The organism is Streptococcus suis (genome assembly GCF_016775005.1).
In the GTDB taxonomy this organism is placed as follows: domain Bacteria; phylum Bacillota; class Bacilli; order Lactobacillales; family Streptococcaceae; genus Streptococcus; species Streptococcus suivaginalis.
On sequence record NZ_JAEUXI010000006.1, the window covers coordinates 1 to 14,793 of the forward strand.

Here is a 14,793-nt window from a genome sequence, read left to right on the forward strand (position 1 = left end):
ATCCACAGACCCCAGGTACACCAGTCGATCCGACTAATCCAAATGGACCACGTTGGGAAGAAGTGACCAAGACCATCGCTCGTACAGTGGCTTACAAACTGGATACTGTCGACGGTCAGCCAGTTCCAAATACCGAAAGCAAGACCAATTCTGTCACCTTCGAGCGGACGGGTAGCTACAACCATGTGACCAAGCAGGTGACCTACACCGAATGGACAGCTAAAGATGGCGATAGCACTCTGGAAGGTCAGGCTCTACCATTGGTGACAGGTTATGTGGCTACTACAGCGACTAGAAATGGTCAGCCAGTCACCCCAGGCGCAACGGCAGAAGTTATTGAGGCGACAGCTACGACAGATAATGTAGATGAAATCGTAGTCTACAAGGCGCTCGGCTCTTGGACCATCACTCCACCGCCAGGTACAGATCCAGTGCCACCGATTCCGTATCCGAACCATCCGACGGATCCAACCAAGCCGGGCGACGCAGTTCCAACCCTTCCACATGTCCCAGGCTTTATCCCAGTTGGTCCAGATGGAGTGACCCCGTTGCCACCAGTTGATCCAGATGATCCAAGCAAGGGTTATGAGCTTCCACCAATTCCAACGGATCCAGGAGTTGATACACCGATTACCTACGTTCCAGAGGCACCGAAGTCATCGACAGTCACTGTGAAATATGTGGACGAATCTGGCAAGGACCTCCTTCCACCAATTATCACTGAAGGCAAGGTTGGTGATAGTTACACTAGCGAAGGCAAGGTTATTGAAGGTTATCTTCTTAAGGAAATTCCAACCAACGCAACGGGTACCATGGTTGAGGGTGGAACAGTTGTCACTTATGTCTATGTTCCAATCGGCTCTTGGGTACCAAATATTCCAGGTCAGCCAGTGACTCCAATCCCATATCCAAATCATCCAACGGATCCAACCAAGCCAGGCGACACAGTTCCAACCCTTCCACATGTCCCAGGCTTTATCCCAGTTGGTCCAGATGGAGTGACCCCGTTGCCACCAGTTGATCCAGATGATCCAAGCAAGGGTTATGAGCTTCCACCAATTCCAACGGATCCAGGAGTTGATACACCGATTACCTACGTTCCAGAGGCACCTAAGTCATCGACAGTCACTGTGAAATATGTGGACGAATCTGGCAAGGACCTCCTTCCACCAATTATCACTGAAGGCAAGGTTGGTGATAGTTACACTAGCGAAGGCAAGGTTATTGAAGGTTATCTTCTTAAGGAAATTCCAACCAACGCAACGGGTACCATGGTTGAGGGTGGAACAGTTGTCACTTATGTCTATGTTCCAATCGGCTCTTGGGTACCAAACATTCCAGGTCAACCAGTGACTCCAATCCCATATCCAAATCATCCAACGGATCCGACCAAGCCAGGCGATGAAGTTCCAACCCTTCCACATGTCCCAGGCTTTATCCCAGTTGGTCCAGATGGAGTGACCCCGTTGCCACAAGTTGATCCAGATGATCCAAGCAAGGGTTATGAGCTTCCGCCAATTCCAACGGATCCAGGAGTTGACACGCCGATTACCTACGTTCCAGAGGCACCTAAAGTCATAGCGAAACCAAGTCCTCCAAAGGCTAGTCCAATTGTGCCGTCCGTAGTTCAGCCTGCTACTAAGTCTGAGGCTCTGCCAAATACTGGAGAAATAGATTCCAGTGTATTAAGCCTGCTAGGTTTGAGTATGTTGACAGCTACAAAAATTGGCTTGAAAAAACGTCGTGAAGATTGATACCATATGGTAACAGTTTAAATGACTAAATACGAGACATCCTCATTTACGAGGGTGTCTTTTTTAGGTTGTCTCCCTGTGGTAATGATTATGTTCCCAAAATAGAGTCTTTTAGTTTGTTTTTAGAAATATGTAACAATCGACAGACGGTGCTGGGGTAGAGCAGGGGAATTAATGGTGTAATAAAAGATGACCTATACGGTTAGGGCAGGAGGTAATGTACGGTAGCTCGTACAAGTGTAGGGTTTATTTGAAGTTGGAAGCCGAGAAATGAAGCCTCCTTGTTCACTGGAGTAACAAAATAATAACAGAATGGCAATCAGTGTAATTTCAAGACAAATGTTACTATTTAAGAAGAATTTTGCACATTTTTTTGATATACTAGGAGTAATTAAACAGGAGGAAAGACCATGGGCATTTTGACAATGGACAAAGCCTTTGTATTCTAAAAAATAATACAAAGGAGAAGAACATGATTACTTACAAACAACATCCTCAACTTGATTTTCAAGCTGTCCTTGACCTCTATGTTTCTGTTGGTTGGACAAATTATACTGACCGGCCTACCATGTTACAGAAGGCCTTGAAACATAGCCTGTTTGTTCTTGCGGCCTATGACGGTGACTGTCTAGTGGGTCTCTTGCGAGCTGTTGGTGATGGCCATTCAATCGTTTTTATTCAGGACATCTTGGTCCTGCCAACCTATCAGCGACAAGGGATTGGTCGTCAGCTTTTGGAGCAGGCCATTGCCTACTTTCCAGGTATTTATCAACTCCATCTCTTGACGGATAATACTGAGAAAACACGGTCTTACTATGAGGCAATTGGTTTTACAGCCGTTGATAGCCTGGATTGTGTCGCTTACACCTATTTAAAAAACTGATAACAGTTTTGAATGCAGAGGCTGGGGAACCAGCCTCTTGCCATGAGCAGATGATTTGAATTTCAAATCAAAAAGAGTAGAATATAACTATCAATAATTAGTGATAAGGAAAGAAACAATGGCAACTATATTAATTGTAAAGGCCCACCCCCTCGAAGCACAAAAGTCCTATGCCTTGCGGTCTTTGGAAGAGTTTCAAACTCGGTACGCCAGTTTGCATCCAGAGGATGAGATAGAAATAGTCGATGTCTTCGAGGACCAGATTCCCGCCTTAGACAAGTCCTTGTTAGAGGCTATGGGAGCAGCAAAAAAAGGTATAGAAGTCAGTCCTGAACAAGCAGAACGCTTGGACCGCTATAATGTACTAACTCATCAATTTCTTGCAGCAGATAAGATTGTCGTGGTCAATCCCCTTTGGAACCTCAATGTGCCAAGTCAATTAGTGTCATGGATTAATACCATTAACGTTGCAGGTCTGACCTTCAAGTATGGACCAGAAGGCTCTATCGGTCTAGTCAAGGGCAAAAAATTGTTACATATCCAGTCCAATGGTGGAGTTTACGCAGGTCAAGATCCAGCAGCCCAATACATCAAGTCTATCTTTGAGTTTCTGGGCTTTGAAGACATCCATCAGGTCTTCATCGAAGGGCAATCAGCTGATCCAAGCCAGGCTCAGACTATTTTTGAAGAGGCTATGGGGAAAATTGATACAATTTTGGAAGTCTTTTAAATAAAAAGCCTCGTACTATTTTGTACGAGGTTTTTTTGTCATTTCTGCGATATAGTCTAACTTGCTCTGTCGGTTGCGTTTCTTAAAGAGTGCCTCGGCGGACATGGCTTCTTGTTTACTAGCAAAGGCTTCTTGATAGAGCAAGCTGACAGGCAAGCGTCCGCGGGTGTACTTGGCCCCTTTCCCACGATTATGGGTAGCAAGCCGCTTCTCCACATCAGTCGTATAACCAGTATAAAGACTCCCGTCGGCACATTCCAGCACATAAAAGTAGGCCTTATTTTCCATAATAAATCTCATGAATAGCCGGAGTATAGTCGCCGTTTTCCTCATGGACAACCAGAGGTGGCAGGATGTGCAGCCCGTCCACCGAGCCGTCCTTGATAGCCTCAATCAGCAACATATTGGCCTCCTTGCTGGCCTTGGGATAGACAAACTGGATACGTTTGGGAGCCAGTTTGTAGGTCCTCAGCGTGTCCAAAATATCTAAAAATCGGTCGGGTCTGTGGACCATGGCCAAGCGACCATTGGATTTGAGCACCTGTTGGGCCACCTGACAAATGCTGTCTAGGTTGGTTGCGATTTCGTGTCTGGCCAGGAGATAATGCTCGCTTTCATTGAGGTTTGAACCCTCGTCCACCTTGAAGTAGGGAGGATTGCAGAGCATCAAATCCACCTTGGACCGCAAATCATATTGAGGCAAGTTTGCCAAGTCGTCATTGATGACCGAAACCTGTTCCTCCAGACCATTGAGGGCGATGGAGCGGCGGTTCATGTCAGCAAGCCGTTCCTGCAACTCGACCTGAATAATCTGAGCCTTAGTACGTGTGGAGGCAAAGAGGCCCACCGCCCCATTTCCACTACAAAGGTCAACAATCAGCCCCTTCTGAGCAGGCATTTTTGGAAAACGCGAAAGGAGGACACTGTCAATCGAGTAGCTAAAAACCTCCCGGTTTTGAATAATCTGAACATCTGTCGAGAAGAGCTGGTCAATCCGCTCTCCGTCTAATAAAACTGGATTGTGCATGAGATTATTATAGCATAACCTGGAGATGGAGTTGTATATTTTTCTCTCGGTAAAAGTGTGGTATAATAGTCAAGACTGAAAAAGGAGAAGATGATGTTTTATTCCTATCTACGAACTCTACTGACATTTTTACTTTGGGCAATCAATGGCAACATTCACTACCATGACAGGGAGAATATCTTGCCACAGGAGGAAAATTATATTCTTATCGCTCCGCACAAAACCTTCTGGGATCCAGTCTTTCTTGGCTACGCAGCTGCTCCTAAGCAGTTCATCTTTATGGCTAAAAAAGAACTCTTCAAGGACCGTGGGTTTGGCTGGTGGATTTCAAAATGTGGAGCCTTTCCGATTGACCGTGAAAATCCAAGCATGGCAGCCATTAAATATCCAGTAAACATGTTGAAAAAAAGTGACCGGTCGCTGGTCATGTTCCCATCTGGTAGCCGTCATTCATCTGAACTAAAAGGTGGTGTAGCAGTCATTGCCAAGTCAGCCAAGGTCAAACTCATGCCAGCTACCTATGTGGGTCCCATGACTATCAAGGGGCTCTTAGCTGGTGAGCGAATCGATGTGGCTTTTGGAAATCCTATCGATGTTTCGGATATCAAGCGTATGGATGATGCAGGTACAGCAGAAGTAACTAGCCGAATCGAGGCTGAGTTCAAACGCTTAGATGACCATGCGGCATCCTTCCAAACCAAGAAAAAGCCAAATATCTTGACTTATATCTATCGTATCCCAGTTCTTTTGCTGGTTGCTCTTATCTTGGGATTGACCTATGCCTTTAGCTATATTGCTAGCTTCTTCTGGCAACCAAGTACTCAACTCGATAAGTAAAATTTTTAAACTCGCTATTGCGAGTTTTTTCGTTTTTTTCGAATAAAACAAGTGGAGGTAGCATATGGAAAAAGTAATTGAAACTATCAAAGATTACAAATGGCAACTGGCTCTTCCAACAGTAGCTATTTTACTTGTGGGGACTTTTTTGATCTTTAGTCAGCCAGCACAATTGGCTGATCAAACAGGACTGACAGATTTTCCACAGACCGAACAAACTTCTAGTAGCTCTGAGCTGGTCGAGGAAACTAGTACAGAAGTAAGTGAGGAGCCTAGCCAGCTGGTCGTTGATGTCAAAGGGGCGGTGACAGAGCCCGGCATTTACTATCTTGATGCAGGAAGTCGGGTCAATGATGCAGTTGAAGCAGCTGGCGGTTTGACCAGTCAGGCAGACCCCAAGTCTATCAATCTGGCTCAGAAGCTCAGCGACGAAGCGGTGGTCTATGTGGCCAGCAAGGATGAAAATATCTCGGTGGTGACCAGCACGACTGCCAGCTCTGCCATGTCCCAAGAAGAAAAAAATACAAGTCTAGTCAATTTGAATACGGCGACCGAGGCGGACCTGCAGACCATTTCGGGCATCGGTGCCAAGCGAGCGACAGACATTATCGCCTATCGTGAGGCAAACGGTGGATTCAAGTCGGTGGACGACCTCAACAATGTATCGGGCATAGGCGACAAGACCATGGAAAGCATCCGACCTTATGTCACAGTTGAGTAAGCTCCCCTTCCAGCCCATTCACCTGGCAGTTTTAGCGGTGGCGGCCTACTTTGTAGTCCACTCTTTTTCCCTCTTGACAATGGGCCTGCTGAGTTTGTTGCTAGCTGTCTTTGGGGTTCGGCAAGGTAAGGCAGTTTTCATCAGAACGCTGCCGCTTCTAGCCCTGTGCGGTCTGTTTTTTGGATGCCAGAAGGTCCAATGGGAGCGGGCAGCCCAGTCAGCCCCAGAGCAAGTGACGATAGTGCAGGTCATTCCCGATACCATTGACATTAACGGGGACAGCTTGTCCTTTCGGGGTCGGGCTGACGGACAAACCTATCAGGTTTTCTACAAATTAGCCAGTCAGGAGGAGCAGATTTATTTTCAACAACTAACAGATCTAGTCCAGCTAGAAGTGGAAGCAGAGGTCAGCCTACCAGCTGGTCAGCGGAATTTCAAGGGCTTTGACTATCAGGCCTATCTGAAAACACAGGGCATCTATCGGACTGTCAAGCTAACGGCGATTAAGAAGATTGTTCCTATCCAGTCTTGGAATGTTTTTGACTGGCTATCAAGCTGGCGGAGGCAGGCCTTGGTCTATATCAAAACCAATTTTCCAGCACCTATGAGTCACTACATGACAGGGCTCTTGTTTGGGGACTTGGATAGTGAGTTTGACCAGATGAGTGACCTCTATTCCAGTCTAGGTATCATTCATCTCTTTGCCCTGTCTGGTATGCAGGTGGGCTTTTTCATCGACAAGTTTCGTTGGATTTTGCTGCGTCTGGGCTTGACCAAGGAAACGGTGGATAAATTGCAGATACCCTTTTCCCTTGTCTATGCTGGTTTGACAGGCTTTTCGGTGTCAGTGGTGCGGTCCTTGGTCCAAAAAATTCTGGGCAATATGGGCTTGCAGAAGCTGGATAATTTTGCGGTGACGGTCTTTATCTGCTTGCTGGTGCTGCCCCGATTTTTACTGACGGCAGGAGGAGTGCTGACTTTTACCTATGCTTTCTTGCTGACGGTCTTTGATTTTGAGGACTTGGGGCAGGTCAAAAAGACTGCGGTGGAGAGTCTCAGTATTTCGCTGGGGATTTTGCCGGTGCTCATGACCTATTTCTATGCCTTCCAGCCCTTGTCTATCCTCTTGACCTTTGTTTTTTCCTTTATCTTTGATGTCCTGCTTTTGCCAGGTTTGTCAGTCATTTTTCTCCTGTCGCCAGTTGTCAAGATAACTTGGGTCAATGGATTTTTCGTCTTTATGGAGAAAATCATTGTCTGGGTGGCAGATTTGGGATTGCGACCTTGGATACTGGGCAAGCCGTCTGGGCTGGTTCTCTTGCTTTTGCTGGTCTGCCTCTCCATGCTTTACGATTTTCACAGGAAGAAAAAATGGCTCTTAGGACTGAGCCTGGTCCTCGCTCTGCTATTTTTCACGACCAAACACCCGCTGGAAAATGAGGTGACGGTGGTGGACATCGGGCAGGGGGACAGCATCTTTTTGCGGGATATGCGGGGGCGGACGGTCCTGATCGATGTGGGCGGACGGGTCGATTTTGTGGCTAAAGAAGCTTGGCAGGAGCGGTCTTCGCAGGCAAATGCAGAGCGGACCTTGATTCCTTATCTGCATAGTCGGGGTGTGGATAGGATTGATAGTTTGGTCCTGACCCATACCGACGCTGACCATGTGGGCGATGTGCTGGAGGTGGCGAAGCAGGTCCAGATTGGTCGGATTTACGTGTCGCCGGGAAGCCTGACGGTGCCTGACTTTGTAGCCACCTTGAAAGAAATCAATGTCCCTGTTCATGTGGTGGCGGTGGGCGACCGCTTGCCGATTTTTGACTCCTATCTGGAGGTCCTCTATCCAGACGGGACAGGTGACGGTGGCAATAATGACTCTGTTGTCCTTTACGGTCGCTTGTTGGAAACCAATTTCCTCTTTACAGGGGACTTGGAGCAGGGGGAATTGGACTTGATGAAAGCCTATCCCAACCTGCCTGTCGATATCCTCAAGGCAGGTCACCATGGCTCCAAAGGCTCATCCTATCCTGAGTTTCTAGACCATATCGGAGTCAAGATTGCCCTGGTATCAGCAGGAGAAAACAACCGCTACAAGCATCCTCACCAAGAAACCTTGGACCGTTTTGACAGTCGGAATATCCAAGTCTATCGCACTGACCAGCAAGGAGCTATTCGTTTCCGAGGTTATAAGGAGTGGACGATTGAGACGGTGAGGGAATGATAGTCGCTGCTTGGAAATTCTGTTATAATGGAACAAACAGATGAGGAGTGACTATGAAATACATTGTTGACTATGAGAAAGCAGGAACAAAGCCTGCAGTTGAGAAGGTTGTTCTCTTGAGCACTTCGCCTCGTCGCAGGCAGTTACTGGAATTTTTGAAACCGGAGATTAAGGCAGTTGAGGTAGATGAGCGGGGAATTGAAGAGCGGTTTATGGAGATTTTTGTCAAGGATGATTTTCTGACACGAGCAGCCAAGACCTGTTGCGAGGTCTCCAAGGCCAAGTCGGATTGTGATTTGGAAGAAGGTGTTCTCTACATTTCTGCAGATACCATTGTGGTTTTTGAAAATCAGGTTTACAACAAGCCCGTCGACGAGGCAGAAGCGCGTGCCATGTTTTTGTCCTACTTCGGTAAGAAGCACGAGGTAGTGACTTCCGTTTGCTTGCGGGCAAAGGATTATCTAGAAGTTTTCTACACCATTGCAGAGATTGAATTTGTTGATTGGTATCCGGACTTGCAAGAGGTAGTTGATAATTATCTGGATTCAGGATCACCCATGGACAAGGCTGGTGCCTATGGTTTTCAGGAATTAGATCCTCGTTTTATCAAGCATGTAGCAGGCGATGTCCATACCATTATCGGTCTTCCTGTGTCAGAAACTAGCCGTCGAATTGCAACCTAACAGTTGCTATGACTTCAATTGATTAAAAACGAAGCCCTGCTCTTAAAATTTGTCTGAGACTAGGGCTTATTTTTAGGAGAAGTCCTAGTAGCTATGATAAAATGATTTATGGAGATTGCCATTAAAAAATAAGCACAATTTTCCTAATGGAGGTTATATGCGAGGAGAAAAGAAGATACATTTTGGAATTCGAAAGTATGCGGTCGGTGTGGTTTCGGTTGCGCTTTCCATCGGTTTTATCGTAACGACTTCTGTCAGTGTTCAAGCCGAGGAAGTCTCGGCTAATCTTGTGACTAGCCAGCAGGTTGGTCAGGCTAGTACAGAGACTGAAAGTACGGTTAGAGAAAATCAAATGCCTACCGAAACAGTTAGCCAGCCTCTTTCCGATTCGAGTGATGGTGCTGCTATGGTTATGCCACTATCTGAACAAGCAGCAGATGGGAAGAGTTCTACAGTTTCTGCTCCTCAGACGGTAGCTGAGGTGACGTCAGTTGTATCTGAATCAGGAGAAAACGCTGAAACACCTGCTGTTCAACCGCTTATCGCTGAAGAGGCCACAACCACCTCAAGTCAGCCACGTAGTCGGATGGCTCGGAGTGTAGCAGACCAAACTAGTATTGCCAACCTGCCCTTGGATGCTCAAGGGCAGTTGGTGACCAGTCAGGCTCATCAGACTGTGGACCAAGTGCAGGAGGTCTATGCGGATGGTAGTAGACAAATTGTCCCTGCAACAGCTGACAATACGCCAGTAGTTGCCAACGCCAAACAAGTCTTGGAGCAGGTTCGGGCTGTTTCAGCTGAACTAAAGGCCGTTACCTATGAGAGTTTGTACGATGGTCTGAAAAACAATGAGCGCTTTTTAGATAATTTTGCCATCGAACAGGAACTGAAGAAAGAGAAAAATGGTCAGGTACCCACTAGTGAAGAACTAGCGGCTCGCAAACGTCAGGTCTATATGGATCAGTTGGATATGCGAACAAGTTTTACAAGTGTTCAAAATCGTTTGGACACTATTTTGGCAGGGGTTTTTGAAAAATCCACTGCCGTAAATCCAGAAACTGTAAAGGCCAACAAGGAAAAGATTCTACTAGGTTTGACCTATCTAGAGCGCCAATACAAGTTTGCTCTTGGAAACTTTGCAGCTAAGGATTTGATTCTTTACTATCCAGAGGTTTTTGGAAATCAGTCAGATCTTCTGACAAATCTGATTCAGATTGGTTCTGTGAATTATGCTGATTTGGAATTGAAAAACAACCTGCTAACCTATCAAAAGAAACTGGCTCCCATTACTAATCAGCCTAATCTGATTGCCTTTATCGAAAGTCAGGTGCCTCGTTGGACAGAAGCTCCAGATGTGGAAAGCTGGTTTAATGAAACGACAAGAGCTGCCATTGCTACTTCCATAAGTCCAAACGGAAGTAGCTCTCTTTACCAAAAATTAAAGTCAGACTCTCCTCGATTAGCCAGCCACATCCTGCCATTGTTGACTTTGAGTTCAGATTCTGTCATTGTTTTATCAACGACAAATACCATCACTTACGGACTCAGAGATACCTACGTTTCGGCAGCTAGTGGGACGGAATCGTTGACAACAAGCATGGAAAAAGCGGTTCAAGGCCAACAGGCATTTATCGATTTTTGGTACCGTGTGAGTGAGAAAGGAGAGGTGCTCCGAAATCATCCTACGGTTGTAGTAGTTGATAGCTTGCAAGCTCTGGGTCAGCCTCATGAATTAGCTCGAAATCTCTGGTCCGCAAAGACAGGCAGTAAGGCACTTGAGGGAGTGCGTGAATTTATTACACCTTTAGGGCTTTACTCGAATTTCTTGCAGGCAGGTGGTCAGAAAGACAGCGATACACGGATTACCTTCTTTCTAGGTAAGTCCTTGACAGACAATGGTTTGTCGGTCTATACCCATGAAATGACGCATATTTTTGATCAGAAAGTTTGGTTCAATGGTTTCGGACGTAGGACCAACAAGGATGCGGAATTGTACGCGACAGGACTCTTTGATTCCCACAATAATACCCAGGGGCAATCCTCTTACCTTCCGATTTTTAACCTTAATACGGCTTATGAATTAGGAACGGGGCGAACACAAAACCAATCGCCGACTCGTTTTGAAACAGAAGCAGACCTGAAAGAATATATGCAAGGCTTGCTGGATGTGATTTATAGTTTGGATTATTTGGAAGCCAAGGTTAGCCTAGAGCAATCTGCAGCGGATAAGACCATTCTCTTCAATCAATTGGCAGTCTCACCTTTACCGTCCAATCCTGTAAAAATCAGAGATGAATTTAAAGCAATTGATGAGCAACTGGCTGCAAATTTGACGACTGTGGATGACTTGGTTGACCAGGCAATTGTGTCAGGACGTTTGGCCTTTAAAGGATTTGACACGCGTGGTTTTGCCAACCATAACGACTATTTTGTTGTCCCCTTGTTTGAACCAGTTTTTGCAGGTTTGCAAAATGATACTAGTTTTGTGGGTGATTTCACAACTCGTCGTTATGCCTATGAGTTATTAGGAGAGTACGGTTATAAAAATGGGATGGTAGCCTATCTGTCTAACCAATATGCCAATGACAAAGAGGCACTTGCTGCGATTATGCCCGAGCACAATGGGAATTTGGCTACCTTTAAAAAAGCCATGTTTGCAAGACGTGCTGCTCGACTACAAGACTTGAAAGCGACTAGTCAGTTTGCAAATCTGGCAGACCTGGAAATCAAGATGCGTCAGGCGGTTGAACAAGATTTGGAACGAATGAAGATGAATCAAACCAACAATACATTCGTGACAACAGGTGTGACAGCTGTTCGAGACTTGAAGACGCAGATTTTCCAAGAATACCTGACGATGACAAACGATTTCCGAACTAGCATCTACAAAGAAAAAGAGACCAGTCGTACTTTTTACGTGACCAATGGTCCAGAGACTTCAACAGATGGAGCAGGAACAGAAGCTAATCCTTATCAAAGCCTGTCTTATGCTCTTCGACAGGCAAGTGATGGGGATGTGATTAAGTTGGTACAAAGTATCACCCATCGCCAAGATCAGCCTTTTGTTATTGATAAGGCTGTGACGATTGATGGTCAGGGACATGGTTTGACATTTCGTGGGGCTGATGTAGAGTTGGGGGATGCAGTTATCTTTACCAAGATGACACTTAATATGATTCCATCTGGTAATCAGCAACCAACAATCTATCTGAATGGGCATCAAGCGATATTTGATGCAGTTTCAACAACTATCAGTCAACAGCAAGATAGCCTTCGTCCTACGGTTGTAGCTGGTTCCCGTCTGGGGGAGCCGACGGGGACTCATGCGCGTCTCTTGGTTGTCAACGGTGATTCCAATACCCGTTTTAGACAGATTTTTGCAGGAAATGCAGCAAGCTCTAGCTACATCCCAATTGACATCATCATTGATTCTGAATTTGCTGGTGTGGATGAAGGAATTGACCTAGGTGGTCCAAATGACCAGGTGACCTATGGTCGGGTTGAGCTAGAGACTCGTTCGAACAAGGTAAAACAAGTATCGGCTGCCAATAGTATGGACAATAAAGTGACGGTCAAAGCTGCGCGGATTTATGGGGCGAATTTCTTGGACATTCAGGAATTAAGCTTGGTTGAAAATGCGGATGTGACTTTGGGTAATCAGGTGACACGTATTTCAAGCAGTGTCGAACTTTCCTCTGGTAGCCAGCTGCAGTTGGCAAGTGACCGTTCAGTAGAATTTGGAGCTCTGTCTGGTCAAGGGAAGGTCCTGATTCCAGCCGGTTCTTATTTGAATGTTTTGGCAGATGTTTCAGGATCTGTGAAAATTGTGCTGACAGGTTTCGAGAATCAATTTGCCAACAATGTTGATCAGGTCTTTTTGACGGTTGAGGGTTTGCTAGACCCGACTAGCTCGGTTCAACTGTCCAATCATTATGACCGCTTTGCTATTTCCAAAGAAAATCAAACCTATCGTCTGGTCCTTCAAAATCAGCCTCCTCAACTCCATACGGTCACCTTAGAGTTTCTACATGCAGGGCAAGTGCTGAAGTCAGAGCAGGTGCAAGTGGAAGATGGCCAGTCTGTTTCTGGTTTGGAAAACTTAATGCCTAGCTCGACAGAAGGGAGCTACCAGTTGGCACCAGATTTTGATTTTGGCTTACTTGAAGCGATTGATAGTAGCCAATTGATTAAAATTCCAGTGATTTTGGTGCGCCCGATGACACCGATTGTGGCTTTTGATCCAGCTAGGATTCAGGAAGTGAGCCTGGTGCAGGGCTTGAACAAGTCAGTTTATCAAGAAGGCGAAAGTCTTGATTTATCAGGGTTGCAGTTGCGTTTGATGGATCAGCAGGGAATTTCCGTGGTGATTGATTCCAGCCGATTTGCAGAGTTTGGCGTACGAACCAGTCCAGTACAAACGCCTCTGTTGACTAGCCATCATCAACTTGAGGTGACAGTAGGTAGTCAGAGTCTGTCTCTCCCAATTCAGGTTCAGGCTATGCCAAAGGCTACACGCTTCCAGCCGGAAGTGTCTGGCGAGGTGCTTGTTTGGCCGGGTGATAGTAGCCAGCTACTTGAAGAGAATTTGCTTACCGTCCTTAATGTACCAAGTGAAGCAGGACGAGTTCAGGTCATCATGGTGGATAATCTTCCACAGACAAGTGGGGATTACATGCTGACGGTTCGTGTTCATTACGATGATCAGAGCTACGCAGACCTCTCGCTTCCTTTCCATATTGCCAAACGTGAGAATGGAAGTGGAGTCACTCACGAACTGCCAGTAGGCGTTCTTCCGCCGCTTGAGACTGCCAAGGGAGAAGGAGTCACTCACGAACTGCCAGTAGGCGTTCTTCCGCCGCTTGAGACTGCCAAGGGAGAAGGAGTCACTCACGAACTGCCAGTAGGCGTTCTTCCGCCGCTTGAGACTGCCAAGGGAGAAGGAGTCACTCACGAACTGCCAGTAGGCGTTCTTCCGCCGCTTGAAACAGCTAAGGGAGAAGGAGTCACTCACGAACTGCCAGTAGGTGTTCTTCCGCCACTTGAAACAGCTAAGGGAGCAGGAGTCACCCACGAACTGCCAGTAGGCGTTCTTCCGCCGCTTGAGACTGCCAAGGGAGAAGGAATCACTCACGAACTGCCAGTAGGCGTTCTTCCGCCACTTGAAACAGCTAAGGGAGCAGGAGTCACCCACGAACTGCCAGTGCTTGAGACTGCCAAGGGAGCAGGAGTCACCCATGAACTGCCGGTAGGCGTTCTTCCGCCGCTTGAAACAGCTAAGGGAGCAGGAGTCACTCATGAACTGCCGATAGGTGTTCTCCCGCCGCTTGAAACAGCTAAGGGAGCAGGAGTCACCCATGAGCTGCCAGTAGGCGTTCTTCCAGTGCTTGAGACTGCCAAGGGAGCAGGAGTCACCCATGAACTGCCAGTAGGCGTTCTTCCAGTGCTTGAGACTGCTAAGGGAGCAGGAGTCACTCATGAACTGCCGATAGGCGTTCTTCCTCCAGCTTCTTCCAATCCAGTTGCAGTAAGCCAGAAAGATTCATCTCAAAAGGAGAAGGAGGCTAGCTTGCCAGTGACTGGCCAAACTGGACTCCTAACACCAATTGGTGTTTTGCTCTTTCTTTTCCAATTTATTTTATGGAAAAAGGCGAAAAAACAGGAGGAGTAGAAGAAGGAGCTTGAAGCATCTAACTCTTTTAAAATAAAAAACAAGCCTAGCAAGGGGATTGGAACCTCAAGCTAGGCTTTTGTTATGGCTTAGAGAGCAAGTCCTATAAAATTATTAGTCAGACTTGTAGCGCCTATTAATAAGTCTAAGTCCCTAATGAGCCTCCTATGATTGAAATCATTATATAGATAGACTAGAATAAAATCATAGACAGACTGTCCCTAATTGTCTTATTAACTCACCAAGTGATTGGTCATTCAGAAGGAGGA

Annotated in this window: 10 protein-coding genes; 8 read left to right on the forward strand and 2 right to left on the reverse strand. The window is 46.4% G+C overall.

The window, feature by feature from the left end; all coding sequences use genetic code 11:
* From JNG37_RS07350 to JNG37_RS07360, 3 genes are all read left to right on the forward strand, one after another.
* Positions 1–1,754 (forward strand): MucBP domain-containing protein (locus tag JNG37_RS07350; protein WP_202848245.1); only part of this gene is annotated, 1,754 nt, incomplete at its 5' end.
* 472 nt (positions 1,755–2,226) lie between these two features.
* A complete protein-coding gene (locus JNG37_RS07355; RefSeq protein WP_158457200.1) occupies positions 2,227–2,637 on the forward strand; it encodes a GNAT family N-acetyltransferase in 411 nt (136 codons plus the stop codon).
* Positions 2,638–2,755: 118 nt separating this feature from the next.
* Positions 2,756–3,367 (forward strand): FMN-dependent NADH-azoreductase, encoded by a 612-nt coding sequence (locus JNG37_RS07360; protein ID WP_158457198.1) that lies wholly within the window; start codon positions 2,756–2,758, stop codon positions 3,365–3,367.
* A 15-nt stretch (positions 3,368–3,382) separates the two neighbouring features.
* Here the strand turns inward: JNG37_RS07360 and JNG37_RS07365 are convergent, their stop codons facing one another.
* Entirely contained in the window at positions 3,383–3,655 is a 273-nt protein-coding gene (locus tag JNG37_RS07365) for a GIY-YIG nuclease family protein (RefSeq protein ID WP_158457212.1), read from the reverse strand.
* Positions 3,645–4,394: a tRNA1(Val) (adenine(37)-N6)-methyltransferase gene (locus tag JNG37_RS07370; protein WP_158457196.1), complete on the reverse strand. Its 750-nt coding sequence runs from the start codon at positions 4,392–4,394 to the stop codon at positions 3,645–3,647. Before JNG37_RS07370 ends, JNG37_RS07365 begins: the two co-directional genes overlap by 11 nt.
* Positions 4,395–4,487: 93 nt before the next feature.
* On the opposite strand from JNG37_RS07370, the gene JNG37_RS07375 reads away from it, so the two are divergent.
* The 5 genes from JNG37_RS07375 (at position 4,488) to JNG37_RS07395 (ending at position 14,524) form a co-directional block, all read left to right on the forward strand.
* The gene (locus JNG37_RS07375) at positions 4,488–5,231 is read left to right on the forward strand and encodes a lysophospholipid acyltransferase family protein (protein WP_158457210.1); all 744 of its coding nucleotides are present in this window, start codon (positions 4,488–4,490) and stop codon (positions 5,229–5,231) included.
* A gap of 64 nt (positions 5,232–5,295) precedes the next feature.
* Positions 5,296–5,952: a helix-hairpin-helix domain-containing protein gene (locus JNG37_RS07380; protein ID WP_158457194.1), complete on the forward strand. Its 657-nt coding sequence runs from the start codon at positions 5,296–5,298 to the stop codon at positions 5,950–5,952.
* The gene (locus JNG37_RS07385; protein ID WP_158457192.1) at positions 5,936–8,173 is read left to right on the forward strand and encodes a DNA internalization-related competence protein ComEC/Rec2; all 2,238 of its coding nucleotides are present in this window, start codon (positions 5,936–5,938) and stop codon (positions 8,171–8,173) included. Before JNG37_RS07380 ends, JNG37_RS07385 begins: the two co-directional genes overlap by 17 nt.
* 53 nt (positions 8,174–8,226) lie before the next feature.
* Positions 8,227–8,856 (forward strand): Maf family protein, encoded by a 630-nt coding sequence (locus JNG37_RS07390; protein ID WP_158457190.1) that lies wholly within the window; start codon positions 8,227–8,229, stop codon positions 8,854–8,856.
* Positions 8,857–9,013: 157 nt separating this feature from the next.
* Positions 9,014–14,524, forward strand: a complete 5,511-nt coding sequence (locus tag JNG37_RS07395; RefSeq protein ID WP_202848246.1) for a ZmpA/ZmpB/ZmpC family metallo-endopeptidase — start codon at positions 9,014–9,016, stop codon at positions 14,522–14,524.
* Positions 14,525–14,793 lie beyond the last annotated feature (269 nt).

Coding starts and splice junctions, on each gene's coding strand:
- JNG37_RS07375 (WP_158457210.1), top strand. CDS start 4,488: ATGTTTTATTCCTATCTACGAACTCTACTGACATTTTTACTTTGGGCA.
- JNG37_RS07380 (WP_158457194.1), top strand. CDS start 5,296: ATGGAAAAAGTAATTGAAACTATCAAAGATTACAAATGGCAACTGGCT.
- JNG37_RS07355 (WP_158457200.1), top strand. CDS start 2,227: ATGATTACTTACAAACAACATCCTCAACTTGATTTTCAAGCTGTCCTT.
- JNG37_RS07370 (WP_158457196.1), bottom strand. CDS start 4,394: ATGCACAATCCAGTTTTATTAGACGGAGAGCGGATTGACCAGCTCTTC.
- JNG37_RS07360 (WP_158457198.1), top strand. CDS start 2,756: ATGGCAACTATATTAATTGTAAAGGCCCACCCCCTCGAAGCACAAAAG.
- JNG37_RS07365 (WP_158457212.1), bottom strand. CDS start 3,655: ATGGAAAATAAGGCCTACTTTTATGTGCTGGAATGTGCCGACGGGAGT.
- JNG37_RS07390 (WP_158457190.1), top strand. CDS start 8,227: ATGAAATACATTGTTGACTATGAGAAAGCAGGAACAAAGCCTGCAGTT.
- JNG37_RS07385 (WP_158457192.1), top strand. CDS start 5,936: ATGTCACAGTTGAGTAAGCTCCCCTTCCAGCCCATTCACCTGGCAGTT.
- JNG37_RS07395 (WP_202848246.1), top strand. CDS start 9,014: ATGCGAGGAGAAAAGAAGATACATTTTGGAATTCGAAAGTATGCGGTC.